The organism is Kocuria varians (assembly GCF_006539885.1).
Lineage (GTDB): Bacteria > Actinomycetota > Actinomycetes > Actinomycetales > Micrococcaceae > Kocuria > Kocuria varians.
Genome location: NZ_BJNW01000025.1, coordinates 17,347 through 42,509, shown reverse-complemented (window position 1 = coordinate 42,509; position 25,163 = coordinate 17,347). Strand labels below are relative to the sequence as shown.

21 protein-coding genes are annotated in these 25,163 nt (G+C 70.4%); 14 read left to right on the top strand and 7 right to left on the bottom strand.

The genetic code is table 11. From position 1 onward, the window contains the following. On the bottom strand, positions 1-467 hold a 467-nt coding region (locus KVA01_RS11675; protein ID WP_141270414.1), incomplete at its 3' end, for a MarR family winged helix-turn-helix transcriptional regulator. A 66-nt stretch (positions 468-533) separates the two neighbouring features. On the opposite strand from KVA01_RS11675, the gene KVA01_RS11670 reads away from it, so the two are divergent. The 4 genes from KVA01_RS11670 (at position 534) to KVA01_RS11655 (ending at position 4,358) form a co-directional block, all read left to right on the top strand. After that, on the top strand, positions 534-1,898 hold the full coding sequence (locus KVA01_RS11670) for a CoA transferase (protein ID WP_170221163.1): 1,365 nt from the start codon (positions 534-536) through the stop codon (positions 1,896-1,898). A 139-nt stretch (positions 1,899-2,037) separates the two neighbouring features. Continuing rightward, a complete protein-coding gene (locus KVA01_RS11665; RefSeq protein WP_170221162.1) occupies positions 2,038-3,003 on the top strand; it encodes a type IV toxin-antitoxin system AbiEi family antitoxin in 966 nt (321 codons plus the stop codon). Further along, positions 2,981-3,814, top strand: coding sequence for a hypothetical protein (locus KVA01_RS11660; RefSeq protein ID WP_141270408.1), 834 nt, complete (start codon positions 2,981-2,983; stop codon positions 3,812-3,814). Before KVA01_RS11665 ends, KVA01_RS11660 begins: the two co-directional genes overlap by 23 nt. 160 nt (positions 3,815-3,974) lie before the next feature. After that, positions 3,975-4,358, top strand: coding sequence for an MmcQ/YjbR family DNA-binding protein (locus KVA01_RS11655; protein ID WP_068470343.1), 384 nt, complete (start codon positions 3,975-3,977; stop codon positions 4,356-4,358). A 67-nt stretch (positions 4,359-4,425) separates the two neighbouring features. Here the strand turns inward: KVA01_RS11655 and KVA01_RS11650 are convergent, their stop codons facing one another. Next, positions 4,426-5,610, bottom strand: coding sequence for an aminotransferase-like domain-containing protein (locus KVA01_RS11650; RefSeq protein ID WP_068470341.1), 1,185 nt, complete (start codon positions 5,608-5,610; stop codon positions 4,426-4,428). Continuing rightward, positions 5,607-6,644, bottom strand: coding sequence for an agmatinase (gene speB / locus KVA01_RS11645; RefSeq protein WP_068470339.1), 1,038 nt, complete (start codon positions 6,642-6,644; stop codon positions 5,607-5,609). Before speB ends, KVA01_RS11650 begins: the two co-directional genes overlap by 4 nt. Positions 6,645-6,861: 217 nt before the next feature. Between speB and KVA01_RS11640 the strand changes: the two genes are divergently transcribed. The 3 genes from KVA01_RS11640 (at position 6,862) to KVA01_RS11630 (ending at position 10,649) form a co-directional block, all read left to right on the top strand. Further along, positions 6,862-8,307 (top strand): sodium:solute symporter family protein, encoded by a 1,446-nt coding sequence (locus tag KVA01_RS11640; RefSeq protein WP_068470337.1) that lies wholly within the window; start codon positions 6,862-6,864, stop codon positions 8,305-8,307. Beyond that, positions 8,304-9,965, top strand: a complete 1,662-nt coding sequence (locus KVA01_RS11635; protein ID WP_068470335.1) for a thiamine pyrophosphate-binding protein — start codon at positions 8,304-8,306, stop codon at positions 9,963-9,965. Before KVA01_RS11640 ends, KVA01_RS11635 begins: the two co-directional genes overlap by 4 nt. A gap of 198 nt (positions 9,966-10,163) precedes the next feature. Continuing rightward, positions 10,164-10,649 (top strand): DUF3800 domain-containing protein, encoded by a 486-nt coding sequence (locus KVA01_RS11630; RefSeq protein WP_267899947.1) that lies wholly within the window; start codon positions 10,164-10,166, stop codon positions 10,647-10,649. 272 nt (positions 10,650-10,921) lie between these two features. On the opposite strand, the gene KVA01_RS11625 is transcribed toward KVA01_RS11630, so the two are convergent. Continuing rightward, the gene (locus tag KVA01_RS11625) at positions 10,922-11,485 is read right to left on the bottom strand and encodes a P-loop NTPase family protein (protein WP_068470333.1); all 564 of its coding nucleotides are present in this window, start codon (positions 11,483-11,485) and stop codon (positions 10,922-10,924) included. Between the two features lie 308 nt (positions 11,486-11,793). On the opposite strand from KVA01_RS11625, the gene KVA01_RS11620 reads away from it, so the two are divergent. Together KVA01_RS11620 and KVA01_RS11615 are read left to right on the top strand one after the other, a co-directional pair. Continuing rightward, positions 11,794-13,419 carry a nucleobase:cation symporter-2 family protein gene (locus KVA01_RS11620; RefSeq protein ID WP_141270404.1) on the top strand — a complete coding sequence of 542 codons (1,626 nt, stop codon included), beginning with the start codon at positions 11,794-11,796 and terminating at the stop codon, positions 13,417-13,419. Continuing rightward, entirely contained in the window at positions 13,403-13,897 is a 495-nt protein-coding gene (locus tag KVA01_RS11615; protein ID WP_068470331.1) for a nucleoside deaminase, read from the top strand. Before KVA01_RS11620 ends, KVA01_RS11615 begins: the two co-directional genes overlap by 17 nt. Before the next feature lie 19 nt (positions 13,898-13,916). Here KVA01_RS11615 and xdhC read toward each other — a convergent pair whose 3' ends face one another. Genes xdhC through KVA01_RS11600 form a run of 3 tightly spaced genes read right to left on the bottom strand, consistent with a single transcriptional unit; the run spans position 13,917 to position 18,611 of the window. Continuing rightward, positions 13,917-14,711, bottom strand: coding sequence for a xanthine dehydrogenase accessory protein XdhC (gene xdhC / locus KVA01_RS11610; RefSeq protein WP_141270402.1), 795 nt, complete (start codon positions 14,709-14,711; stop codon positions 13,917-13,919). Position 14,712: 1 nt separating this feature from the next. Further along, positions 14,713-17,091 carry a xanthine dehydrogenase molybdopterin binding subunit gene (gene xdhB / locus KVA01_RS11605; RefSeq protein WP_141270400.1) on the bottom strand — a complete coding sequence of 793 codons (2,379 nt, stop codon included), beginning with the start codon at positions 17,089-17,091 and terminating at the stop codon, positions 14,713-14,715. Further along, the gene (locus tag KVA01_RS11600) at positions 17,088-18,611 is read right to left on the bottom strand and encodes a xanthine dehydrogenase small subunit (RefSeq protein ID WP_068470325.1); all 1,524 of its coding nucleotides are present in this window, start codon (positions 18,609-18,611) and stop codon (positions 17,088-17,090) included. Before KVA01_RS11600 ends, xdhB begins: the two co-directional genes overlap by 4 nt. 348 nt (positions 18,612-18,959) lie before the next feature. On the opposite strand from KVA01_RS11600, the gene KVA01_RS11595 reads away from it, so the two are divergent. From KVA01_RS11595 to purU, 5 genes are all read left to right on the top strand, one after another. Beyond that, positions 18,960-20,177 (top strand): sarcosine oxidase subunit beta family protein, encoded by a 1,218-nt coding sequence (locus KVA01_RS11595; RefSeq protein WP_068470323.1) that lies wholly within the window; start codon positions 18,960-18,962, stop codon positions 20,175-20,177. 37 nt (positions 20,178-20,214) lie between these two features. After that, entirely contained in the window at positions 20,215-20,496 is a 282-nt protein-coding gene (locus KVA01_RS11590; protein WP_068470321.1) for a sarcosine oxidase subunit delta, read from the top strand. Beyond that, a complete protein-coding gene (locus KVA01_RS11585; RefSeq protein WP_141270398.1) occupies positions 20,493-23,405 on the top strand; it encodes a sarcosine oxidase subunit alpha family protein in 2,913 nt (970 codons plus the stop codon). Before KVA01_RS11590 ends, KVA01_RS11585 begins: the two co-directional genes overlap by 4 nt. After that, positions 23,398-24,099, top strand: coding sequence for a sarcosine oxidase subunit gamma (locus tag KVA01_RS11580; protein ID WP_068470317.1), 702 nt, complete (start codon positions 23,398-23,400; stop codon positions 24,097-24,099). The genes KVA01_RS11585 and KVA01_RS11580 overlap by 8 nt, the downstream gene beginning before the upstream one ends. Before the next feature lie 90 nt (positions 24,100-24,189). Beyond that, positions 24,190-25,116: a formyltetrahydrofolate deformylase gene (gene purU, locus KVA01_RS11575; RefSeq protein WP_082810421.1), complete on the top strand. Its 927-nt coding sequence runs from the start codon at positions 24,190-24,192 to the stop codon at positions 25,114-25,116. Positions 25,117-25,163 lie beyond the last annotated feature (47 nt).

Sequence of the window (25,163 nt, the reverse complement as noted above, 5' to 3'; positions counted from 1 at the left end):
ACGCCCCCGCCCTGCGAGCGGGCGAGCTTGGCGAGCACCGGCAGTGCGGCGTCGAGGGCGTCGAGCTCCCTCTGGGACAGCTCACCCAGCACGTCCGCCACACGGGCGCTGCGGTGCCGGTCCTCCTGGGCGAGGACCTCCGTGCCGTGGGGCGTGAGGCACACGAGGACGGCGCGGGCGTCCGTGGGGTCCGGGTCCCGGCGCACGTACCCCGCCCGGCTGAGCCGGTCCACGCTCTGGGTGGCCGTGGACACCCGCACGCCCATGTTCGCGGCGATCGTGGTGATGCGCTGACCCCCGGAACGCAGCATGGTGAGAAGGCTGATCTGCTGGCTCGTCAGCTCCCGGGCCCCCTCCATGCGCCGCAGGAAGTAGACGCTGTAGCGCATCACCTCCCGCAGGCGGTGGGCGCGCAGCACGGCGCGTGCGCGGTCGTCGTCGGGCGTGGGTCCGGCGCTGTCGTTCATGAGAGCCATTCTAATCGGACGGGAGAGAGTGGACCCCCGACCGGCCCGCGCCGGATAATGAACGGCATGCGGGAGATCTTCACAGCACTCGACGGCGTGGTGGACGGTCTTCACGTCGCCGCCGCCACGGCGGTGCGTGGAAGGGGCACCTTCTGGCCGGGACCCCTGGACCCGCAGACCCTGGCGGTGTCGAGCGTGGGGCTCGCCGCGGCGTCGGCGGAGGAGTTCGCGCGCCGCACCGGGCGGCGTCGTCGCACCGTCACGGCACGCCTGCCCGAGGTGATCGCCACGTTCGGGTCCATCTCCCGGCTGCGGATCGACGGCCGGCCGGTGGCCGGCTTCGCGCCCTGCTCCGGCTTCTTCCCCACCGCCGACGGATGGCTGCGCACACACGCCAACTATCCGCACCACCGGGCGCGCCTGTTCGACGCCCTCGACATCGACGACGACGCCGCGCTGGCTCCGGCACTCGCGCAGCTCTCCTCGCTCGAGGCCGAATCCCGCATCATCCGCGCCGGTGGAGTGGCGGCCGCCGTCCGGGACGAAGCCGAGTGGAGGCGTGACGCCACCACGACACCGGGACCGTGGATCCACGTCCACCCGCACTCCACGGACGTCTCCTCACGCACCATGGCCCCGCGCGCATCCCGGGGACCGTGGCGAGCGGCACCGCCGCCCCGGGACGCTGCACTTCCCTTGAAGGGCATACGGGTGGTGTCCCTGACGCGGGTCATCGCGGGTCCCACCGCGGCCAAGTTCCTCGCCGCGCTGGGAGCGGATGTTCTCCGTATCGACCCGCCGGCCCTGCCGGAGCTCCTCGGCCAGCACCTGGACACGGACCTGGGCGTCCGGTGCACCTCCCGGGATCTCTCTTCGCCGGCTTCGGCCGCCGAGTTCGCGGAGGCCCTCGACTCCGCGGACGTCCTGCTGACCGGGTACCGCCCCGGATCGTTGACCGCACTGGGTCTCGGCTCGGCGCAGATCCGCGAGCGCTTCCCGCCCCTCGTGCACGTGGAGCTCAGCGCGTGGGAGCCCTCCGGGCCGCGCGCCGGGCAGCGGGGTTTCGACAGCATCGTCCAGGCGGCCACGGGAGTGGCCTCCCACTACGGCAAGCACGACGACGACGGCTGGCGGCCGGGGGCCCTGCCCGTGCAGGCCTTGGACCACGCCACGGGCTACGGGATGGCGGCCGCGGCCTGCGCTCTGCTGGCTTCCGTCCGCGCCGGGCATGCGCGACTGTCCCTCGAACGCACTGCCCGGGTCCTGCTCGACGCCGAGCACCCGCACCGGGAGGAAGACGGAGAGGCCGGCCTGGACAGCCCCACGCGGTCGGTGACGCTGAGCTCTGCCCGCGGGACGATCACGTGCGTTCCGGCTCCCGTGCGGGTGGACGGTCGTCGGCCCCCGGTGACCCCGCCCATCGAGTGCTGACGCCTCCCCTGAGGAAGTCTTCGGAACGTCCCCCATACCAGATGTTCAGTTTTTCTAGATGTTCATTTATACTGAACGTGATACAAAAATGAACGGAGGGGCTGTGGAAAGCACCATACGTACCGCGCTGGAGAACCACTTGGCCGAGTACGACCTCGGAGTCGACGACCCCGCCCGGCTTCGCAACCTGGCCTGGGACATCCCCGCGCCTCTTCGCATCAGCCACCCGCTGGGAACCCACAAGTTTCGTGCTGTCTTCACCGACACGCCTACCCTCACCCACGCACTGCAGCTGGAGGTCGGAGCCGGTGAGTCACTTCTCCTGCTCGCCCCGGTGATCCATTCCCGCAGCGCAGATGGCCTGCGGTCAGCGGGCATCCAATTTCTTGACGCCGCAGGCAACGCCTACTTCCGGTTCGACGGGGCCGTCATCGATGTGCGAGGCCGCAGGCCCAGCCCGCCCATTGCGCAGGGTCACCGTCCGCCCCGGTCCTCGGCGGGTCTCCTCACTCCTCGGCGTGCACAGGTCATTTTCGCGTTGCTTTCCTGGCCCGTGCTCCTGGGTGCCCCCGTCAGAGCTCTTGCGGCGGCCGCGAACGTATCGGTGGGGCAGGCTCAATCCACCCTGAAGCTCCTCGACGAGCAGGGATTTCTCGACCGCTACAGCAGGACCCTGTTGCGCACGGAGCGCCTGGCCGAACAGTGGGTGGACGCATTTGCCACGGGGCTCGGCCCCAAAACACTCGCGCACACGTTTCACGGGGATCCCCTGCGCATGGACCTCGCAGACTGTGGACCCGTCTACGTCAGTGGCGAGAAAGCAACCCCGTGGATCAAGCAGCCTGAAACCGCCACGCTCTACATGGCGGAATTCTCACCCAAGGTAGTCTTCAACAACCGCTGGCGAACGGATGGGGTCGCGAACATCATGATCCACACGTCTTTCTGGACTGCCCAAGACCATGACACCCAGCAGCCCCCTCACTTTCCTGCTCCCGCGCCTCCCCTCCTGGTGTATGCCGATCTGAAATCCACAGGAGAAACTCGCCAGTTGGAGGCCGCGCAGCGCGTCAAGGACGACCATGCTCACATTTGGCACCCCTGACCCCCAGATCTTGGACACCGTCCGCGCAGTCGTCGGGCGCCTCGAGAACGACACGGGCATATGGTCATCACAGGTCATGGTGGTGGGCGCGCACGCACGAGATGCCATCCACTCCGGCTTGGGGCGCGCTGGCTTCTTCCGGGCAACGGATGATGTGGACCTTGCTCTGGCGCTCTCCGGGTGGGACGCCTATCAGCCCGTCACGAAGACCTACACCCGCCTGGGCGACAGCGACATGCGCTACGCAGTGGACGGCGTTCCCGTGGACTTCTTGCCCTTCGGCCCCCATATCGAGGAGCCTCCGGGTACGGTCACTCCACCACCGCGCAAAGAGGGGTGGACCGTCGCCGGTTTTCAGGATGTCTACAACCATTCGCAAACCGTCAGGCTGACGCCTCGTGGAAACACCGTCCAGGTTCCCTCGCCCGCTGGCTACACGGCGCTGAAGTTGCGCTCCTGGGCCGACCGAGCAGCGAACTACGACACCAAGGACGCCCGGGATTTGGCTCTGGCGTGCTCCTGGTACACGTCGTCCACGTGGGTTGAGGACCAGCTCTACAACACCGCTCACGGCCAGAAGCTGCTGGAAAACTGCAGCTTCGACCAAGAACTCGCTGCCGTGGGATTCCTGTCCCACGAGGTGGCCGCCGTCTTTTCCCACTCTGTAAAGACAAACTTAGCCAGCGATCTCAGAGCTGCCAATCGGAGTCTGTTTGCCAGGGAATTCACCACCTCATCCAGGTTCTTGGATGAAGAAAACAGGTCTCACAGGGAATCCCTGATCTCGGCACTGTTCTCGGCAATCGTGTGACACTGACCTCGGTCCACGGAGCGATCACGTGTGTTCCGGCTCCCGTGCGGGTGGACGGTCGTCGGCCCCCGGTGACCCCGCCCATCGAGTGCTGATGCCTCCCCCGCCATCAAGGGACGCCGCCGCCCCTACCCAAGACCCACCACCCCGGAAGGACTCCATGAACGGCACGGACATCCAGGAGCAGACGGCGCAGCGCGCCCTGGAGCTGCCGGCCTCGGAACTCACCCACCCCTTCGACGAGCACTGGGACGTCTACAAGGTGCGGGGCAAGGTGTTCATGCTGCAGACGACCCTCGACGGGGAGCCGCTCACCATCCTCAAGGCGGATCCCGCGGAGTCCGAAGCCCTGCGCGCGACCCATCGGGACGTGACCCCCGGATACCACATGAACAAGAAGCACTGGATCACCCTCCGGCAGGGCAGTGACCTGGAACCGGAGGAGGTCCACGAACTTCTCACGGATTCCTACCGGCTCGTCGTCGCCGGACTTCCCGTGTCGCAGCGCCCCGTGGACCCCCGCACGTTCGGGTACCGCCGATAGCCCCCCGGCAGTTCTGCGGGGTGCACCATGCGTGCGCGACAGAACTGCCGAGGAGGCGGCCGCGGCGTCAGCCCGCCTTCAGCACCTCAGCGAACCGTCGGACGCCCTCGGTGATGCGCGCGGGGGCGACGCCCGAGAAGGCGAGCCGCACGGCGTCGGACTCCCGCCCGTCCATGTAGCACGCGGAACCCGGCACGAGCACCACACCGTGGGCCACGGCGTCGGCCAGGATGTCCCGGCCCCGCAGCTGCTCCGCCGTGACCCACGTGAAGAAGCCGCCCGTGGGCGTGGTCCAGGATGCCGATTCGGGCATGTACTGCGTGAGGGCCTCCTCCATGGCGGTCCACCGCTCGCGGTAGAGCTCCACGGCGCGGTCCAGCGCGGGCTGCCAGTGCTCGGACCCCACCCAGGAGGTGACGAGTGACTGCGCCACGTTGGAGGGGTGGATCACCACGGACTCCGCGGCGATCTGCAGCCGCCCGCGCACCTCCGGCGGGGCTGCCATCCACCCGACCCGCAGCCCGGGCGCGAAGATCTTGGAGAAGCTGCCCAGGTGGATTACATGCTTCGGGTCCATCCCGTGCATCGAGGGCACCGGTTCACCGCGGTCGAAGCCGAGCAGCGCGTACGGGTCGTCCTCGACGATCAGCACGTCCCGCTGCGCGCACACGGCTACCAGCTCGCGACGCCGCTCCTCCGGCATGGTCACGCCGGTGGGGTTCTGGAAGCTGGGGATCACGTAGACGAACGGCACGCGTCGACCCTGCGCCGCGAGCTCGTCCAGGGCCTGCGCCACGGCCTCGGGCTGCATCCCGTCGTGGTCCATCTCGACGTGGCGGACCTCGGCCTCGTACGCCCCGAAGACCCCGAGCGCCCCCACGTAGGTGGGACCCTCCGCGAGGATCACGTCCCCGGGGTTGCAGTAGAGCTTGGTCACCAGGTCCAGCCCGGCCTGCGAACCCGTGGTGGGCAGGACGTCGTGCTCAGTCACCGTGGACCCGCCACGGGCCATGAGCTTCACGACCAGCTGGCGCAGCTCGTCCATCCCCGCGCCGGAGCCGTACTGCAGCAGCTCTCCCGCTCGGCCGCGCAGCAGCGTCCCGGCGAGGTCGCCCACGGCATCCGCGGGCAGCACCGAGAGGTCGGGATTGCCCCCGGCCAGGGAGACCACGGAGGGATCGCGCGCCACCTCGAAGACGGCGCGGACGGGAGACGGCCTGAACTCGTCCGCGCGGGACGCGAACGCGCTCACGAGGACTCCCCGTAGCGCGCGCCGGAGATGCCGTAGGCAGGGCCGTCCGCGGCGGCGTCGGCGCCCAGGCTGATCAGGGAGAGCAGCTCGTAGACCACGTGGGCGGCGGCGATGCCCGTCAGTTCTGCGTGGTCGTACGCGGGGGCGACCTCCACGACGTCGCAGGCCACCACGTCCAGGCCGCGCAGCCCGCGCAGGATCTCCAGCACCTCGCGGCTCGTGATGCCGCCGGCCTCCGGGGTGCCGGTGCCCGGTGCGTGGGCGGGGTCCAGGACGTCGATGTCCAGGGAGATGTAGAGCGGGCGGTCGCCCACGCGCTCGCGCAGCGTGCGGACCACCTCGTCCACGCCGGAGCGCAGCACGTCCGCGGAGGAGACGATCTCGAAGCCGAACCGGGAGTCGTCCTCGAGGTCCTGCGTGCCGTAGAGGGGCCCGCGGGTGCCCACGTGCATCACCGCGTCCGTGTCGATGATCCCCTCCTCGAACGCACGACGGAACGGGGTGCCGTGCGTGTACTCGGCGCCGAAGTAGGTGTCCCACGTGTCCAGGTGGGCGTCGAAGTGCAGCAGCGCGACCTTCCCGTGGCGGGAGTGCGCGGCCCGCAGCAGCGGCAGGGCGATGGTGTGGTCACCGCCGATCGCCACGATCTTGGTGTCCTGCCCCATCAGCTCCTTGACCCCGGACTCGATGGAGTCGATGGCCTCGCGGATGTCGAACGGGTTGCCCACCAGGTCACCGGCGTCCGCGACCTGCAGGTTCGCGAAGGGCGAGTGGTTCTGGGCGGGGTTGTACGGGCGCAGCAGCCGCGAGGACTCGCGCACGTGGTTCGGGCCGAACCGCGCACCCGGTCGGTAGGAGACGCCGGAGTCGAAGGGGACACCCACGACGGCCACGTCCGTGTGCTCCACCTGGTCCGTGCGGGGCAGCCGCGCGAACGTGGCGGGCCCCGCCCAGCGCGGCGTGAGGGCGGCGTTCACGGGCCCCACCCGCTGCTCACCCGCGGCATTCGTCTCGACAATGCGTTCCGGTTCCACCGTGTCTCCTTCCGCCCGGGGATCGCCCGGGGAGCTTCCACATGGCCGACGGCGCATCGGCAGGTCACGCCGCGCGGCCTCCGGCGCACCCTGGAGGGACCGGAGTGATATTTTTCTGTGACCTGGTACATAAACCCTAGCGCCAGAGTTCTGCGCGCGGGCACTGCAGCCCGCCGGGCGCACCATCCTGCCGCTTTCCCGTCCGAGGAGATCCCCTGTGAACGTGCTCGTCATCGTGCTCTACCTGGCCGTGATGGTGGTGATCGGACTGTGGGCCGCCCGGCGCGCCCGCAACGCCACCGACTACCGCGTGGCGGGCCGTCGTCTCGGCACGGGGCTCTACACCTCCACCATGGCGGCGGTGGTCCTCGGTGGCGCCTCCACCGTGGGCGGCGTGGGTCTCGGCTACGAATATGGCATCTCGGGCATGTGGCTCGTGGTGGCGATCGCGGTGGGGCTGGCCGTGCTCAGCCTCTTCTTCGCCGCGCGCATCCAGTCCCTGAAGGTCTTCACCGTCTCCCAGATGCTGCAGCTGCGCTACGGCGCGAAGGGCGGTGCCACGGCGTCGTCGTTCGTGATGCTCGCCTACACGCTGATGATCGCGGTGACCTCCACCTCCGCGTACGCCTCCATCTTCTCCGTGCTGTTCCCCATCTCCCGCCCCTGGGCGATCCTGCTGGGCGGCGCCGTGGTGATCGCCTACTCGGTGCTCGGCGGCATGTGGTCCATCACGCTCACGGACCTGATGCAGTTCGTGTTCATGACCGTGGGCATGTTCGCGATCCTGCTCCCCTTCTCCCTCTCCGCCGCCGGTGGCTGGTCCGGAATCCACGAGCGCCTGGACGCATCCTTCTTCGACGTGGGGTCCATGGGGTTCCAGGCGATCCTCACGCAGTTCGTGGTCTATGGCTTCGGCATGCTGATCGGCCAGGACATCTGGCAGCGCGTCCTCACCGCCCGCTCGCCGCGCGTGGCCCGCTGGGGCGGCCTCGCCGCGGCCGGCTACGTGGCCCTCTACGGCGTGGCCGGCGCCCTGATCGGCACCGCCGCCGCGGCCGTGATGCCCGGTCTGGCGATGCCCGAGGAGGCCTTCGCGGCCATGGCCCAGCACCACGTCCCGGTGGGTCTCGGCGGCGTCGTGCTCGCGGCCGGCGTGGCGGCCATGATGTCCACGGCGTCCGGCGCCACGATCGCCGCGGCCACGGTCGCGCGCGTGGACGTGGTGCCCACGCTCAAGGGCCTCTTCGGGGCCTCCGACGACGACGTCGCCCGCGCCCGTTCCGAGGACGCCTCCGTCCTGAAGGACCGCGTCTACGTGGTGGTCGTCGGTCTGGTCGTCACCGTCATGTCCATGCTCGTGAGCTCCACCGTCACCGCCCTCACCATCGCCTACGACCTGCTGGTGGGCGGTCTGCTCGTGGCCGTGCTGGGCGGCCTGGTCTGGAAGCGGGGCACCGCGGCGGGTGCCATGTGGTCGATGGCCGCCGGCGTCGTCGCCACCGTGGTGGGCATGGTGGTCTTCGGCGTGATGGCCAACGCCCCCATCTACATGGGCCTGGGCGCCTCCGCCGTGGTCTACGTGGTGGTCTCGCTGCTCACGCGGCCCACCACCCCCGAGGTCAGTCAGGAATGGAACCGACGCATCCAGGAGTCCAAGGCATGAGCACCGAGAACACCATCACCACGGCACCCGAGACCCCCGGCGCCGGAGCGGGCGGCGAGCGCCCGGAGCGCACCGTGGCCACCGCCGTGCTCGAGACCCTGCGCGGCTACGGGATCGACACCGTCTTCGGCATCCCCGGCACCCACTCGCTCGAGTTCTACCGACCGCTGCGCTCGCTCGGGATCCGCGCGGTCACCACGCGGCACGAGCAGGGGGCGTCCTACGGCGCGGACGGCTGGTCGCAGGTGCGGGGACTGCCCGGCGTCGTCATCACCACCTCCGGGCCCGGCCTGCTCAACTCGCTGTCCGGCGCGGCGACCGCCTACGCCGAGTCCCGGCCCATGATCCTGCTCTCCCCGGGGCGCCCGGTGGGCCACGACTTCCGAGACATCGGCTCGTTGCACGAGACCAAGAACCCCTCCGCCGCGGTCAACGCGATCGTGGGCGTCTCCCGGCGCGTGACCTCCGGCGCCGAGGCCGTGACCATGATCCACGACGCCATGCGCGACTTCGTCCACTCCCGGCCGCGGCCCATCCACATCGAGATCCCGCTGGACATCCTCGAGTCCGCGGCGGACGTCCCGGAGTCGGCCACGGCACCACGCCCCCTGGGCGAGCCCACGCCGGCCCCCGAGCACGACGTCGCCGCGGCCGTTGCTGCGCTCGCAGCCAGTGAGCGACCGGTCATCCTCGCCGGCGGCGGCTCGCTCGCCGCGGGTCCGCGGCTGCTGGAGCTCGCCGAGCTGCTGGAGGCGCCCGTGATCACCACGACCAACGGCAAGGGCGCGATCCCGGAGAAGCACCGACTCTCCCTGGGCGCTGACCTGCGGCTGAGCACCGCCCACGAGTTCCTGCGCTCCGCGGACGCGCTGCTCGTGATCGGATCCAAGGTGGGCGAGGCCGAGCTGTGGGGCGGGGACATCACGCCCCAGGGCCCGATCGTGCGCGTGGACATCATGCGGGACCAGATGCTGTGCAACCTCTCCCCGGACGTGGAGGTCCCGGGCAACGCGTCCGCCGTGGTGCCCCAGCTGCTGGAGGGGCTGCGGGCCGCGTTCGACGCCGCCGGCGCCCCGCCGCGCCCGGAGCGGGACCTGCGCTCGGTGTTCGAGGCGATGGACGAGGAGGGACGCCAGTGGGCGCCCGATCTCGCGGCGCTGAACGAGACCATCATGGAGGTGGTCCCGGACGACACCATCCTGGCCGGGGACTCCTCCCAGGTGACCTACATGGGCTCCACCACGTTCTTCCGCGCGCCCCAGCCGCACTCGCTGCTCTACATGGGCACGTACGCGACCCTGGGCTACGGCCTGCCCGCCGCGGTGGGCGCCAAGCTCGCCGCACCGGAGCGGCCGGTGGTGTGCCTCGTGGGCGACGGCGCGCTGATGTTCTCCGTCCAGGAGCTCATGACCGCCGTGGAACTGGGCCTGGACCTGCCCGTGATCTGCGTGGACAACGACGGCTACGGCGAGATCCGGCAGAACATGCTGGACCGGAACATCGACCCCCTGGCCGTGGACCTCGTGCAGCCGGACTGGGTCAAGCTCGCGGAAGGGTTCGGCGCCACCGGGTACTCCGCGACCATGGACACCCTGGCCGAGACCGTGCAGAAGGCGCTCGCGACCACGGGGCCGAGCCTGGTGCACCTGAAGATCTGAGGCGAGAGCGAGTCAGGAACCAAAATTTAGCGCCGAGGGTTAAGAAAAAAAGTACCATCTCAGGCAAAATTTTTTGAGTAGTACGCACAGTCTGAGCCGAAGAATTTCGTACTAAATAAGTCATTACGTATAACGTAAGTTGGTATCATTTCAGTTGTAAAAATTAATTGAATCAGCCGCAAAAGAGAGGTGTGTTCAATGTTACTCGCCTACGTGGATGAGTCTTCTCGGACATCCGTGACAAACGGTGAAAAAATTTACGCGATGGGGGCTTTAGTAGTAAACGAAAGTCAGACTAGAGCCATAGAGAATGGGTTTGACAACATCTGTTCAATTGCTCTCGAAGAAATTGAGAAAATCTTGACCCGCGCCCACCTGGGTAGGGATTTGGCGCTAGTGTTAGCTGACGAACATCATACTGCACCAGATTCCCGCACTCGATTTAAGAGCCTCCGCCAGCATGCCGCCTCGGGACAGACAAGTATACCTCTGAATCATTTGATGGATACAATTTACTTCGGCCCATCGAATCACTCCAGGATACTTCAAGCGGTGGATGTTGCAACATTTTTTAAACTAAAATACAATCATTCTACGGAGAGCCATCCGGCTGCAAAGAAATCCATGATTAAGATTAAACAAAATATAAATAAGGTGTGCTGCTTTGATTATATTTGGCCCTAAAGCACAAGGCCCCGCATGTCTGCGGGGCCTTGGATGTGCGGGAGGCCTTCCGGCGTCCTGCTAGATTAATTATGCGGGGGTAGTGCCGTGACCTGCAACCCCATGCTCTCGCTCGTGCCTCCCCCGGCGAGCTTTCGTTCCAAATCTGAGCGCGGTTCTCAGCAGGACACAGCGTCACCGGGTACGCCTCTACCATGGACACCCGCGCGGAGACCGTGCAGAAGGCCCTCACTCGTCCGTGTGCCCCGTGCCGGGTGCTGGTGGCAACGGGTTCAGTCGGCCGCACCGGGACGGTGCGGCCAGGTGGCCGCGAGCCACGCCCTCGCCTCCCGGGAACTGTGCAGCCCCACCATCCGCAGGGGCGGGGTTGTCCGGGCTAGCGCGGGGATGCGCTCCCGGTAGACGTGCCGGGTGACGAGCGCCCAGCGGAGGATGTGCTCCGGGTCCGTGAGGATGCTGCGTAGCGGGGCTTCCCTGTTGCCGTTCCACAGCACCTCGCGGCACAGACTGCGCCGCACAGTCCGGCGCACGACGCGCGGGAACGTCACCGCCCAGAAGGGGAAGTCGAGCCACAGGAGCCTGTCGGCGTGCTCGGCGAGAAGGGGCCGTGCGGCGTCGTACTGCCACTCCGTGACCCATGCGTCCTGGGCTGCCAGGCACTTCACCTCCGCTGCGAACTCGGGGCGCGGCGTCCAGCCTGGGCCGTGGAACAGGGCGTCGATCTCGGTGTGCGGGATCCCGGACCGCCGCGCGACCTCCCGGCAGAGCGTCGTCTTGCCCGCGCCGCTGACCCCGGCCACCAGGATGCGGCGGGGAGGAGGCAGCTGGTGGGTCATGGGGGTGAGCCTACGGGCTGGCGAGGATCGGAACCGCTGCCGGGTCGAGCAGTGGCGAACCACTGGGCGGGAGCCCGCAGAGACTCCACCTGCTTCCGCATCCTGGAAGTCACCCGCCTCGATCCGAAAAGCGGGCGTGTTGCACCTCACACTCGCAGCCGGTTACGCTCAACTCCCTCCACGTCGCCGCGGTCCACCCTCGGGACGCGGATCCACCAGACCGGTTCCGGGTCGGAGGACGCGCAGGTAGGGACCACCACCGGCGTGTGCACCCGGCCCAGCGGCTCAAGAATGAGGGGTCGATCGCTGTGAAGCGCCTCCCGAAGACCAGCACCGCACCAGATGCAGCGGGTGCGCCCCGCCGCCCGGAGGACGCCTACCTGGGGGTCGGCAAGTCCCTCGCGTACGGGCTCCAGCACGTGCTCACCATGTACGGCGGGGTGATCGCCGTGCCGCTCATCATCGGCAACGCCGCCGGCCTGGACGCCACGGCCACGGGGATCCTGGTGGCCGCCGCCCTGTTCACCGGGGGCCTCGCCACCATCCTGCAGAGCGTGGGGGTGCCGTTCCTGGGGGCGCAGCTTCCCCTGGTGCAGGGCGTGTCCTTCGCGGGCGTGGCCACCATGCTCACCATCCTTCAGGGCACCCCCGGGGAAGAGGGACTGCGCGTGGTCTTCGGTGCCATCCTCGTGGCCTCCGCCCTGGGGTTCGTGCTCGCACCGTTCTTCGCCAAGATCATCCGCTTCTTCCCGCCCGTGGTCTCGGGCGTGGTCATCACGACCATCGGCGTGACGCTGATGCCCGTGGCCGCCGGATGGGCCCTGGGCCCCCAGGACAGCCCCGAGCACGGCTCCGTGGGCAACATCGGGCTGGCCGCGTTCACCCTGCTGGTGGTGCTGCTGCTGTCCAAGGTGGGCTCCGCCGCCATCTCCCGGCTGTCCATCCTGCTGGCCATCGTGATCGGCACCGTGGTGGCCGCCGTGACCGGTCAGGCCTCGTTCTCCGGCGTGGGAGAGGGGCCCGTGGTCGGGTTCCCCACCCCGTTCGCCTTCGGGACCCCGCTGTTCGTGGCCTCGGCCGTGCTGGGCATGTTCGTGGTGATCATCGTGACCATGACCGAGACCACCGCGGACATCGTGGCCGTGGGCGAGGTGGCCGAGACCCGCGTGGACTCGAAGCGCATCGCCAACGGGCTGCGCGCGGACATGCTCTCCTCCACGGTGTCCCCCGTGTTCAACTCCTTCACCCAGACCGCTTTCGCGCAGAACGTGGGGCTCGTGGCCATCACGGGGATCCGCAGCCGCTTCGTCGTGGCGGGGGCCGGCGTGATCATGGTGGTGCTGGGCCTGCTGCCCGTGCTCGGCCGCGTGGTGGCCGCGGTGCCCTCGCCCGTGCTGGGAGGTGCCGGCATCGTGCTGTTCGGGACCGTGGCGGCGTCGGGAATCCGCACGCTGGGCGGCGTCGACTACCGCTCGGGGCTGAACCTGGTGGTCGTGGCGGTGGCCATGGCCATGGGCCTGATCCCCGTGGTCTCCCCGGGCTTCTACGAGCAGTTCCCCGCGTGGACCCAGGTGGTGCTGGGCTCCGGCATCAGCGCCGCCGCACTCACCGCCGTGCTGCTGAACATCCTCTTCAACGAGATCACGTGGGGCTCGCGGCCGGACTCCTCGGTGTTCGCGGCCGCTCCGCCCCGCGTGCTGCCCCGCTCCTTCGTGCAGGGCCTGGAGGAGGGCGACACCGTGGTGGGCGGCCGCCTGGTGGCCGGGGACGGTCAGGAGGTGGCGGTTGTCGAGGACCACCTGGTGGAGGACGCCCGCCGCCGCGTGGAGAGCGGCGAACTCACGGAGACCGGCCAGATCCACCGGGTCTACGCCCAGGACGAGCACCGGGGCGAGCCCGGTGCGGAAGGAACCCGCCATGACGAACGACCCTGAGCAGGACAGCGTCCACCGGCACCTGCGCACTACCATCGACGCCGCCGCGCGCAACGCGGCCGCGGACGGCGGCCCGTTCGGCGCCCTGCTCGTCACGGCTGACGGGCGCGAGTTCACCGCCGTGAACCGCGTGACCGCGGACAACGACCCCACCGCCCACGCCGAGGTCTGCGCCATCCGCGCCGCATGCTCCGCGCTGGGGACGCACGACCTCGGCGGCGCCACGCTCTACTCGAGCTGCGAGCCGTGCCCCATGTGCCTCTCCGCGGCCCTCTGGGCGCGCCTGGAGCGGGTCTTCTTCGCCGCGGACCGGCACGACGCCGCGGCGGGCGGTTTCGACGACGCCGCCTTCTACGACTTCTTCACCGCCACCCCCGAGCAGAAGGACGCGCTGCTGCCCGTGCGCCACGTGGCCCTGGACACCCGCGCCGAGCCCTTCGAGCGGTGGGCGGCGAACGCGCAGCGCACCACCTACTGACCGGCCCGGTCAGGGACCCCTACAGCCCGAACTGCTCGAGCAGCGCGGCCGCGACGCTCACCGCGATCGCCGCGGGGGACTTGCCCGGCACACCGGGGAGCCCGATGGGGCACGTGATGGCGTCCACCGCGGCCGCCGGGTGCCCCTCGGCCACGAGCCGTTTGCGGAACCGCGCCCACTTGGCGGAGGACCCGATGAGTCCCACGGTGGCCAGGTCCCCCCGGCGCAGCGCGGCGTCGCACAGGATGAAGTCCTCGGCGTGGTCGTGGCTCATGATCAGCGCGTGCGCCCCGGCAGGGAGCTCGCCCAGGGCGTTCTCGGGCGCTGGGCTGTGCCGCGGCTCCAGGCGCGCCGGACCGTCGGTGAGCCCCTCGAACCGGGCGGGCGCCACGTGCTCGGCGCGGCTGTCCACCAGGTGCACGCGCACCGGGAACCGGGACAGCACGTGCGCCAGCTCCCAGCCCACGTGCCCCATGCCGAAGACCGCCGCCACGGGGCGGGCGCGCTGCGGTTCGAGCAGCACCTTCACCACGCCTCCGCAGCACTGCCGCGCGTGCTCCACGGGCGCGTGCTCGGTCAGGGAGAACTCCAGGGTCTGCGATTCGTCCGTGTCCGCGGCGATCAGGGCCCGTGCCCGCTCGACCACCGTGGCCTCGAGGTTGCCGCCGCCCACGGTGTCCCACGTGCGCTCGGCCGCCACCACCATCTTGGTCCCGGCCCGTCGTGGCGCGTGGCCCCGCACGTCCGTGACGGTCACGAGCACGCCCGGCGAGCCCTCCTCGCGCAGCAGCTGCAGGGCGTCCAGCCAGTCCACGTCAGACGGCTGCCGGGGCGTCCGGCGACCGGGCGGGCTCTGCGGCGTCGGCGGCCTCCCGCGCCTCCTGGACGGCCCAGAACACGGCCTCGGGGGTGGCCGGGCTCGCGAGCCGCGCACTGTGCCCCTCCGGCCCGAACGACGCCGCCGCGTCGCGCAGCGCCTCGCGCACGCTGAACGCGAGCATCAGCGGCGGTTCCCCCACGGCCTTGGAGCCGTAGACGACGCCGCTCTCGGTCGCCCTCTCGAAGAGGTGCACGTTGAACTCCTCGGGCATCTCGGAGAAGCTCGGGAGCTTGTAGGTGCTCGCCGCCTGGGTGGTGAGCCGACCGCGGGCGGGCCCGTCGGACTCGTCCCAGCGCAGGTCCTCCAGGGTGAGCCACCCGGTGCCCTGCACGAAGCCGCCCTCGATCTGTCCAACGTCGATGAGCGGGGAGAGGCTGTCTCCCACGTCGTGGACGATGTCCGTGCGCAGCAGCCGGTACGCCCCGGTGAAGCCGTCCACCTCCACCTCGGACACGGAGGCCCCGTAGGAGAAGTACTTGAAGGGCTCGCCCTGCATCCGCTGGGCGTCCCAGTGCAGCCCGTCGGTGCGGTAGTAGCCCGCGGCCCACAGGGAGATCCGCTGGAAGTAGGCCGTGTGGGCCAGTTCCGCGAACGTCATCTCGCGGTCGTGGAAGCCGAGCCCGGTGACGATCCCGTCCACGAAGCGAACGTCGTCCGGGTGGATGGTGAACTCGCGGGCCGCGACCTCGGCGAGCCGTTCCCGGATCTGCTCGCACGCGTTCTTCACGGCCCCGCCGTTGAGGTCCGAGCCGGAGCTGGCGGCGGTGGCCGAGGTGTTGGGGACCTTGTCGGTGCGGGTGGGGGCGAGCCGCACGGCCTCCAGCGGGACACCCAGTGCGGTGGCCGCCACCTGGCGCATCTTGGTGTGCAGCCCCTGGCCCATCTCGGTGCCGCCGTGGTTGATCAGCACGGACCCGTCCCGGTACACGTGCACCAGGGCCCCGGCCTGGTTGAAGGCGGTGAGGTTGAAGGAGATCCCGAACTTCACGGGCGCCACCGCGAGCGCGCGGCGCACGTCCGGGTGGGTGGCGTTGAACTCATCGATCTCCCGACGCCGCCGGGTGATGTCCGCGCGCCGGTGCAGCTCGTTCCAGATGGCGCTCAGGCGCTCCGCGTGGCGGACGGGCTGCCCGTAGGGGGTGAGCTGGCCGGGGGTGTAGAGGTTGCGGCTGCGCAGCTCCGTGGGGTCCAGACCCAGCAGCGGCGCGCAGCGGCCCAGGACGTCCTCGATCACGAGCATCCCCTGGGGTCCGCCGAAGCCGCGGAAGGCCGTCTGAGAGGTCTTGTTCGTCCGTGCGACCCGGCCGTGCACCTCGATGTCCGGGATCCAGTACGCGTTCTCGATGTGGCACAGGGTGCGCTGCAGCACCGGCTCGGACAGGTCCAGGCTCCACCCGCCGTCGGACGTGACGGTGGCCCGCAGCGCGAGGAGACGGCCGTCCTCGTCGAAGCCCACCTCCCACTGCGCGTGGTACGGGTGACGCTTGCCGGACAGGGTGATGTCCTGGTTGCGCGTGAGCCGCACCCGCACGGGCCGGCCGGTGAGGGTGGCGCCCAGTGCTGCGACCGCCGCGAAGCCGTGGGGCTGCATCTCCTTGCCGCCGAACCCGCCGCCCATGCGCAGGCACTGGACCGTCACGTCGTGGTTGTGCAGGCCCAGCACGTGGGCCACGATCTCCTGGGTCTCGGTGGGGTGCTGCGTGCTGCACTGGATGAACACCTGCCCGCCCTCGTCCACGTGTGCGAGGGACGCGTGCGTCTCCAGGTAGAAGTGCTCCTGTCCGCCGAACTCGAACTCGCCGCTGAAACGGTGGGGCGCACCCGCGAGCCCGGCCTCTGCGTCCCCCCGGCTGACCGTGGGCTGCCCGCCCTGGAAGCTCCCGGCCGCGATCGCCTCCGTGAGGGTGACGATCGACTCCAGGGGCTCGTACTCTACGGCCACGGCCTCCGCCCCGAGGCGCGCGGCCTCGAGGGTCTCGCCCAGCACCCAGCACACCGCCTGGCCGTGGAACATCACCTCGCGGGGGAACAGGGGCTCGTCCCCCTTGATCCCGGAGTCGTTGGTCCCGGGGACGTCCTCCGCCGTCAGCACGCGCACCACACCGGGGACCTGCAGCGTGGGAGCGGCGTCCAGGGACGTGATCCGCGCGTGGGCGTGCGGGGCCTGCACAGGCCACGCGTGCAGCACGTTCTGGCTCCGGTGGATCAGGTCGTCCGTGTACAGCGCCTCGCCGGTGGCGTGCTCCGCCGCGCTGTCGTGGGCCACGGCGCGGCCCACCACCGGGTTCTCGGGACGATCCGCGAGCGACGTCATGAGCGCACCTCCTGGGCCTGCACGGGCTGCGCACCAGCCCAGAACTTGAGCATGGACTGCTGGAGCATGGCCGAGCGGTAGCGGGAGCTCGCACGCATGTCGTCGATCGGGGTGCCCTGCCGGCTCAGGGCGAAGGCCGCGACCACCGCCGTCTCCCGGTTCCACGGCCTGCCCGTCAGCTCCTGCTCGACCTCCCGCGCCCGCAGGGGCGTGGCGGCGACGCCGCCCAGGCCGATCCGCGCGCCGGTCACGGCGGCGTCGTCGACCTGCAGGGCGATGGCCACCGAGACGCTGGAGATGTCGTCGAAGCGGCGTTTGGCGATCTTGTGGAACGCGGCCGTGTTCGCGACCGGCAGCGGGATGCGCACCGCGCGGATGATCTCGTCCGGGCGGCGCACGCTTTCTCGGTACCCGGTGTAGTACTCGTCCAGCGGCACCTCCCGCTCCCCGGACGACGACGCCAGGGCCAGTGACGCGTCCAGGGCGAGCAGCACCGGGGCGGAGTCGCCGATGGGCGAGCCCGTGCCCAGGTTGCCGCCGAACGTGGCGGCGTTGCGGATCAGGCGGGATGCGAACTGGGGGAACAGCTCGTCCAGCAGCGGCACCCGGTGCTCCAGTGCCCGCTCAACCTCGGAGAGGCTGAGCCCGGCGCCGATCTCGAGCCGGTCCGCGCTGACGGTGAGATCGCGCATCTCCTCCAGCCGGTCCACCGCCAGCACCGTGCGGGGCCGGACGTGACGGATGTTGACCTCCACCCCGAGGTCCGTGGAGCCCGCGACGAGCCGTGCCTCGGGATCCTCGGCGAGGGCCTCGAACAGCTCCGCCATGCGTGCGGGGCGCACGAAACGGGCGCCGTCCACCTCGAGCCGGGTGGGGCGCGCTGCAGGGGCGGGATCCTCCTGGCGACGGCGCAGCAGGTCCGTGTCCTCGGGCCGGCCCAGGGCGTAGGCGGCGTCGCGGATGGGCCGGTAGCCGGTGCAGCGGCACAGGTTGCCGCTCAGGGCGTGGAGGTCGAAGCCGTTGGGGCCGCACTCGTGGTCGGTGGCGTGCTCCTCGCCCACCGCCTCCGTTCCGGTCTCCCCCGCCCCGCTCTGCGACGCCGGTTCTGCGGGCGCGCAGCGTTCGGGGCGGTAGTACTCGGCGGCCATGGCGCACACGAAACCGGGGGTGCAGTACCCGCACTGGGAGCCGCCGCGCGTGGCCATCTCGCGCTGGACGGGGTGCAGGGTGCCCGGACCGCGCGGGCCAGGAGCCGTGCCCAGCCCCTCGGCCGTGACCACCTCCTGGCCGTCGAAGGCCGCTGCGGCGGGCAGGCATGCGTTGACGGAGGTCCACCGGGTGCGGTCGTCACCGTCGGGCCGGGCCACGAGCACGGCGCACGCCCCGCACTCCCCCTCGGCGCACCCCTCCTTGGCCCCGGTCAGGCCCTGCTCCCGCAGCGCGTCGAGCAGTCGCGTGTGCGGGGCGAGCGCGGAGAGTTCCCGCTCCCGTCCGTTGACGGTCAACCGGATGTCGTTCATGGCGCTGGCTCCTCGTGACAAGCCACCGGGTGCAGCGCGCAGCGGATCAGTGCCCAGCCGTACCGGGAGCTCGCTGGCGCGGAACCAGTGCAGTGCCTGTGTGCTCGCCCGGTAGATAGTCCGATCCGGACCCGCCGTAAGCTGTTGGGCTACGTTAACCAGATCACATGCTCTGCCGCAAGGCAGTGGACCACCCCGTTGACGGGGGTGACACGGCTCACATACCGTGTACGGACAACAGATATATCAGATGCCGACAACCGGCAGCCGAGCCCGGGCAGGCCCTTGCCGCGGCACCGCGCTCGTCCCCGCCGCCCGATCCCAAGCCGATCCGAACGGAGTCTCCCGATGGCCGACCTGCTCCCGGAGCACCCGGACTTCCTCTGGCACAACCCGGACCCGAAGCCCTCGTACGACGCCGTGATCGTGGGCGGCGGCGGACACGGGCTCGCGACCGCCTACTACCTGGCGAAGAACCACGGCATGACCAACATTGCGGTGCTGGAGCGGGGCTGGCTCGCGGGCGGGAACATGGCCCGCAACACCACGATCATCCGCTCGAACTACCTGTGGGACGAGTCCGCGGCCATGTACGAGCACTCCCTGAAGCTGTGGGAGCAGCTGCCGGAGGAGCTGGAGTACGACTTCCTGTTCTCGCAGCGCGGCGTGATGAACCTGGCCCACACCCTGCAGGACGTCCGCGAGTCCGTGCGGCGGGTGAACGCGAACAAGCTCAACGGGATCGACGCCGAGTGGATCACCCCGGAGCAGGTCAAGGAGCTGTGCCCGATCATCAACACGTCGGACGAGCTGCGCTACCCGGTCATGGGTGCCACGTACCAGCCGCGCGCGGGCATCGCCAAGCACGACCACGTGGCCTGGGCGTTCGCGCGCAAGTGCGACGAGATGGGCGTGGACATCATCCAGAACTGCGAGGTCACTGGGTTCGTGAAGGACGGCGAGCGCGTGGTGGCCGTGGAGACCTCCCGGGGCCGGATCAACGCCGGGAAGGTGGGGCTGTGCGGGGCGGGGCACAGCTCGGTGCTCGCGGAGCTCGCGGGGTTCCGGCTGCCGATCCAGTCCCACCCGCTGCAGGCCCTGGTCTCCGAGCTGCACGAGCCGGTGCACCCCACGGTGGTGATGTCCAACCACGTGCACGTCTACGTCTCGCAGGCGCACAAGGGCGAGCTGGTCATGGGTGCGGGCGTGGACGCCTACAACGGCTACGGCCAGCGCGGGGCGTTCCACGTGATCGAGGAGCAGATGGCCGCGGCGGTGGAGCTGTTCCCGATCTTCGCGCGGGCGCACGTGCTGCGGACGTGGGGCGGGATCGTGGACGTCACCCTGGACGCCTCCCCGATCGTGTCCAAGACCCCGGTGGGGCAGATGTACGTGAACTGCGGCTGGGGCACCGGCGGGTTCAAGGGCACCCCGGGTGCCGGCTACGCCTTCGCGCACACCATCGCCAACGACGCCCCGCACCCGCTGAACGAGCCGTTCTGCCTGGAGCGCTTCGAGACCGGTGTGCTGATCGACGAGCACGGCGCCGCCGCCGTGGCCCACTGACCGTTCCCCGCCGCTTCCACCGAGGAGACGAACCACGATGCTGCTGATCGAGTGCCCCTACTGCGGGCCGCGTGACGAGACCGAGTACCACTACGGCGGGGAGGCCCATGTGCCCTACCCGGAGGACCCCTTCGAGCTGACGGACCGGCAGTGGTCCGAGTACCTCTTCTACCGGAGCAACCCCAAGGGGCTGCTCAAGGAGCGGTGGGTGCACACCGTGGGGTGCCGCCGCTGGTTCAACGTGGTGCGCGACACCGCCACGTACGAGATCTCCGCCGTCTACCGCATGGGCAAGACCGCCCCCGGAGGTGCCCGATGAACGCCCCGTTCCGTCTTCCCGCCGATACCTGGCGGGCCACCGGTGTGGACCGCGACGCCGCCCTGGCCTTCACCGTGGACGGCCGCGAGTTCGCGGGCCACCCCGGGGACACCGTGGCCTCCGCGCTGCTCGCGGGGGGTGTGCTGCGCTGCGGGGACTCCATGTACCTGGGCCGCCCGCGCGGCATCCTGACCGCCGGGGTCGAGGAGCCCAACGCCCTGCTCAAGGTGGCTCCGCGCACCGCGGTGGACGTGGCCGAGTCCATGCTCCCGGCCACCACCGTGGAACTCACCGACGGTCTGCGCGCCGAGTACCTGCGCGGGCTGGGGCAGCTGGACCCCGCCCGGGACGAGGCCTGCTACGACGCGAAGTACGTGCACACGGACGTGCTCGTGGTCGGTGCGGGCCCGGCAGGGCTGACGGCCGCCCAGCGGGCCGCCGCTTCCGGGGCGCGCGTGGTGCTCATGGACGAGCAGCCCCTGCCCGGCGGATCGCTGCTGTCCGCCCGCGAGGAGACCGTGGACGGGGTGCCCGGCTGGCAGTGGGCCGCGCGGGTCGAGGCGGAGCTGCTGGAGAACCCCGAGGTCACGGTGCTGCAGCGCACCACCGCGTTCGGCAACTACGACAGCAACTACGTGGTGGCCGTCCAGCGCCGCACCGACCACCTCGCGGCCCCGGCCGGACCGGGCCTCTCACGGGAGCGGATCTGGCACGTGCGCGCCCGCCAGGTGGTCCTCGCCACCGGCGCCCACGAGCGGCCCGTGGTCTTCGCGAACAACGACCGCCCCGGCATCATGCTCGCCGCGGCGGTGCGCACCTACCTGAACAGGTTCGCCGTGGCGGCGGGGCGGCGCGTGGTCGTGGCGACCACCAACGACTCCGCCTACGCCCTGGTGGGCGACCTGCGGTCGGCGGGGATCGACGTCGTCGCCGTGGTGGACAGTCGACCCGAGCCGGGCGACGCCGCCGCGCGGGTCGCGCAGGCCACGGGCGTGCGCGTGTGCCCCGGCAGCGCCGTGGTGGACACCCTGGGTGACGGCCCGGACGGACGGGTCAGCGGCGTCGTCGTCAGCCCGATCGACGAGGACGCCCAGCCCACCGGCCCGTACGACACGCTCGACGCGGACCTCCTGGCCGTCTCCGGCGGGTGGAGCCCGGTGGTGCACCTGCACAGCCAGCGCCAGGGAAAACTCACCTGGGACGACGCCCTGGCCGGGTTCGTGCCCGTTGCCGGGGTGCGGGACCAGCAGTGCGCGGGCGCCCTCACCGGCACCCTGGACCTGGTCGGCTGCCTGGCCGAGGGCGCGACCGCCGGCGCACAGGCCGCCCAGAACGCGGGCTTCCCGGGCGAGGTGCGGGTCCCCGCGGCCACGCCCGAGCAGATCGCCCCGGCCCGGCCGCTGTGGCTCGTGCCCCGCGAGGCCGGTGACGAGCAGGACTGGAGCCGGCACTTCGTGGACCTGCAGCGGGACCAGACCGTGGCGGACGTGCTGCGCTCGGTGGGCGCGGGCATGCGCTCGGTGGAGCACATCAAGCGCTACACCTCGATCTCCACGGCCAACGACCAGGGCAAGACGTCCGCGGTGAACGCCATCGGCGTGATCGCCCAGGCGTTGAAGACCGGGGACGTGGCCGGGATCGGCACCACCACCTACCGCGCGCCGTACACCCCCGTGGCCTTCGCCGCACTGGCCGGACGCCGCCAGGGAGTGCTCTTCGACCCCGCCCGCCTGACCTCGATCCACCCGTGGCACGTGGCCCACGGGGCGCTGTTCGAGGACGTGGGCCAGTGGAAGCGCCCGTGGTACTACCCGCAGCCCGGGGAGGACATGGAGGCCGCCGTGCTGCGCGAGTGCGCGGCCGTGCGCAACGGCGTGGGGTTCATGGACGCCACCACCCTGGGCACGATCGAGATCCGGGGCACGGACGCCGGGGAGTTCCTCAACCGCGTCTACACGAACGCGTTCAAGAAGCTGAAGCCCGGCATGGGCCGCTACGGCGTGATGTGCACCCCGGACGGCATGGTCTTCGACGACGGCGTGACGCTGCGCCTGTACGAGGACCGCTACCTGATGACCACCACCACGGGCGGGGCCGCGAAGGTCCTGGAGTGGCTGGAGGAGTGGTCGCAGACCGAGTGGCCCGAGCTCGACGTGTGGTTCACGTCCGTGACCGAGCAGTGGACCACCGTGGCCGTGGCCGGCCCCACGTCCCGTGCCGTGATCGCGAAGCTCGCCCCGGACCTGGACGTCTCCCAGGACGCCTTCCCGTTCATGGCGTTCCGCGAGACCGTGCTCGCCTCCGGGATCCCCGCGCGGATCTGCCGCATCTCGTTCTCCGGTGAACTGGCGTTCGAGATCAACGTGGCCAGCTGGTACGGCCTGGCCGTCTGGGAGGACGTCTTCGCGGCGGGTCAGGAGTTCGGGATCACCCCGTACGGCACCGAGACCATGCACGTGCTGCGCGCGGAGAAGGCCTTCCCCATCGTGGGGCAGGACACGGACGGCACCGTGACCCCGCAGGACCTGGGCATGGAGTGGGTGGTGTCCAAGACCAAGGACTTCATCGGCAAGCACTCCTACGCCCGCGCGGACACGAGCCGGGAGGACCGCAAGCAGCTCGTGGCGGTGCTCCCGGTGGAGCAGGACGTCCTGCTCCCCGAGGGCGCGCAGCTCATCACCGCGGGCACACCCGTGACCCCCGAGCTGGGCCCCGTTCCCATGGAGGGCCACGTGACCTCCAGCTACCGCAGCGCGGCGCTGGGGCGCACGTTCGGCCTCGCGCTCGTCAAGAACGGCCGCGCCCGCGTGGGTGAGACCCTGCAGGCCCCGCTCGACGGCCGCCTGGTGGACGTTCTCCTCGCCGAACCCGTGCTCTACGACCCCGAAGGGAACCGCCGAGATGGCTGAGACCCAGCACCCCGACATCACGCCCCTGCGCCACAGTCCCCTGGAGGCCTGGGCCACGAAGCTGCAGGACGCCGCGGTGCCCGGCCCCCGCGGCGTGGCGCTGCGCGAGATCCCGTTCCTCACCATGGTGGGGCTGCGGGCCACGCCCGGGACGACGACGGCGCGTATCCTGAGCGACGTCGTGGGCCTCGAGCTCCCGGCGGGCCCGGGACCGGTCACGGGAACTCCCGAGGGCGTCGCGATCCTGTGGCAGGGCCCGGACGAGTTCCTGCTCGTGGGCCCCGACGAGACCGAGCTCCCCGCGGGTCTGTCCGCCGGAACGTCCGACGGCGAGCGGGAACCCGGTGCTCTGCCCACCCTCTCCACGAGCCCCCTGGCGCAGCGCCTCGCGGACGCGCTCGTGGCGGACGGCGGTCCGGGGCAGGTGGTGGACCTCTCCGCGAACCGCACCACGCTCGAACTGAGCGGTCCCTCGGCGCGAGCGGTGCTGGAGAAGGGCTGTCCCATCGACCTGCACCCGCGGGTCTTCGCGGTGGGATCCGCGGTGTCCACGACGCTCGGCCTCGTGCAGGTGCTGCTGTGGCGCACCGGGGAGCAGACCTGGCGGATCATGCCGCGGGCCTCCTTCGCGCAGTACACCGCGCAGTGGCTCCTGGACGCCATGACCGAGTTCGCCTCCCTCGAGGTCGCCTGAGCAGCACACCCGACGCCCCTGAGCACCGGCCCAGGGCGGCGTCGGGCACGGACCCCGCACCATCCCAGCGCAAGCACGAGGAGACCCACCATGGTTCCCCAACCCACGTCCTCCACACCCGGCCCCGCACCGCGGCCCGGGAGCACCGACCCCGCGGACAACGGACCCGAGCTGGTCCTGACTCTCGACTGCCCGGAGCAGCTCGGGATCGTGCACGCGGTCAGTGGGGTGCTCCTGGAACACGGAGCGAACATCGTGGAACTCACCCAGTTCGACGACCGCCGTGTGGGCCGGTTCTTCATGCGCGTGCACGTGGCCCCCGGCGCGCCCGGCGGGCTGGACGAGGACGCCCTGCGCGCGGACCTCGCCCCGGTGGCGGAGCACTTCGAGATGCGGTGGGAGCTGCACCGCCACAAGGAGAAGCGCCGGGTGCTGGTGATGGTCTCCAAGTTCGAGCACTGCCTCAACGACCTGCTGTTCCGGGCGCGCACCGGTGAGCTGCCGGTGGACATCGTCGCGGTCGTCTCCAACCACCTGGACCACCAGCGGCTCGTGGAGTGGCACGGCATCCCGTTCTTCCACGTCCCCGTCACCCGGGACACCAAGCCGGAGGCAGAGGCGCGGCTGCTCGAGCTCGTGGACCGCTTCGAGGTGGACCTGGTGGTGCTCGCCCGCTACATGCAGGTGCTCAGCGATTCCCTGGCCACCCGCATGGAAGGCCGCGTGATCAACATCCACCACTCGTTCCTCCCCTCCTTCAAGGGTGCGAAGCCCTACCACCAGGCCTACGAGCGCGGGGTCAAGACGGTGGGCGCCACGGCCCACTACGTCAACGCGGAGCTGGACGAGGGCCCGATCATCACCCAGCAGGTCGTCGAGGTGAACCACGCCTACGGCCCGGAGGACCTCGTGGCGGCGGGCCGGGACACCGAGTGCAAGGCTCTCTCGGACGCCGTGCGCTGGCACTGCGAGGGGCGCGTGATCCTGCACGGCGCCAAGACGGTGGTGCTGCGCTGAGAGGACCGGCGGCGTGGGCCAGGCTATGCCCGGACGACGACGCCGCC

Excerpts from the sequence above, each read along its gene's own strand:
- KVA01_RS11670 (WP_170221163.1), top strand. The coding sequence starts at position 534 with ATGCGGGAGATCTTCACAGCACTCGACGGCGTGGTGGACGGTCTTCAC.
- KVA01_RS11660 (WP_141270408.1), top strand. The coding sequence starts at position 2,981 with ATGCTCACATTTGGCACCCCTGACCCCCAGATCTTGGACACCGTCCGC.
- KVA01_RS11655 (WP_068470343.1), top strand. The coding sequence starts at position 3,975 with ATGAACGGCACGGACATCCAGGAGCAGACGGCGCAGCGCGCCCTGGAG.
- KVA01_RS11635 (WP_068470335.1), top strand. The coding sequence starts at position 8,304 with ATGAGCACCGAGAACACCATCACCACGGCACCCGAGACCCCCGGCGCC.
- KVA01_RS11630 (WP_267899947.1), top strand. The coding sequence starts at position 10,164 with ATGTTACTCGCCTACGTGGATGAGTCTTCTCGGACATCCGTGACAAAC.
- KVA01_RS11625 (WP_068470333.1), bottom strand. The coding sequence starts at position 11,485 with ATGACCCACCAGCTGCCTCCTCCCCGCCGCATCCTGGTGGCCGGGGTC.
- KVA01_RS11615 (WP_068470331.1), top strand. The coding sequence starts at position 13,403 with ATGACGAACGACCCTGAGCAGGACAGCGTCCACCGGCACCTGCGCACT.
- xdhB (WP_141270400.1), bottom strand. The coding sequence starts at position 17,091 with ATGACGTCGCTCGCGGATCGTCCCGAGAACCCGGTGGTGGGCCGCGCC.
- KVA01_RS11600 (WP_068470325.1), bottom strand. The coding sequence starts at position 18,611 with ATGAACGACATCCGGTTGACCGTCAACGGACGGGAGCGGGAACTCTCC.
- KVA01_RS11595 (WP_068470323.1), top strand. The coding sequence starts at position 18,960 with ATGGCCGACCTGCTCCCGGAGCACCCGGACTTCCTCTGGCACAACCCG.
- KVA01_RS11590 (WP_068470321.1), top strand. The coding sequence starts at position 20,215 with ATGCTGCTGATCGAGTGCCCCTACTGCGGGCCGCGTGACGAGACCGAG.
- KVA01_RS11585 (WP_141270398.1), top strand. The coding sequence starts at position 20,493 with ATGAACGCCCCGTTCCGTCTTCCCGCCGATACCTGGCGGGCCACCGGT.
- KVA01_RS11580 (WP_068470317.1), top strand. The coding sequence starts at position 23,398 with ATGGCTGAGACCCAGCACCCCGACATCACGCCCCTGCGCCACAGTCCC.
- purU (WP_082810421.1), top strand. The coding sequence starts at position 24,190 with ATGGTTCCCCAACCCACGTCCTCCACACCCGGCCCCGCACCGCGGCCC.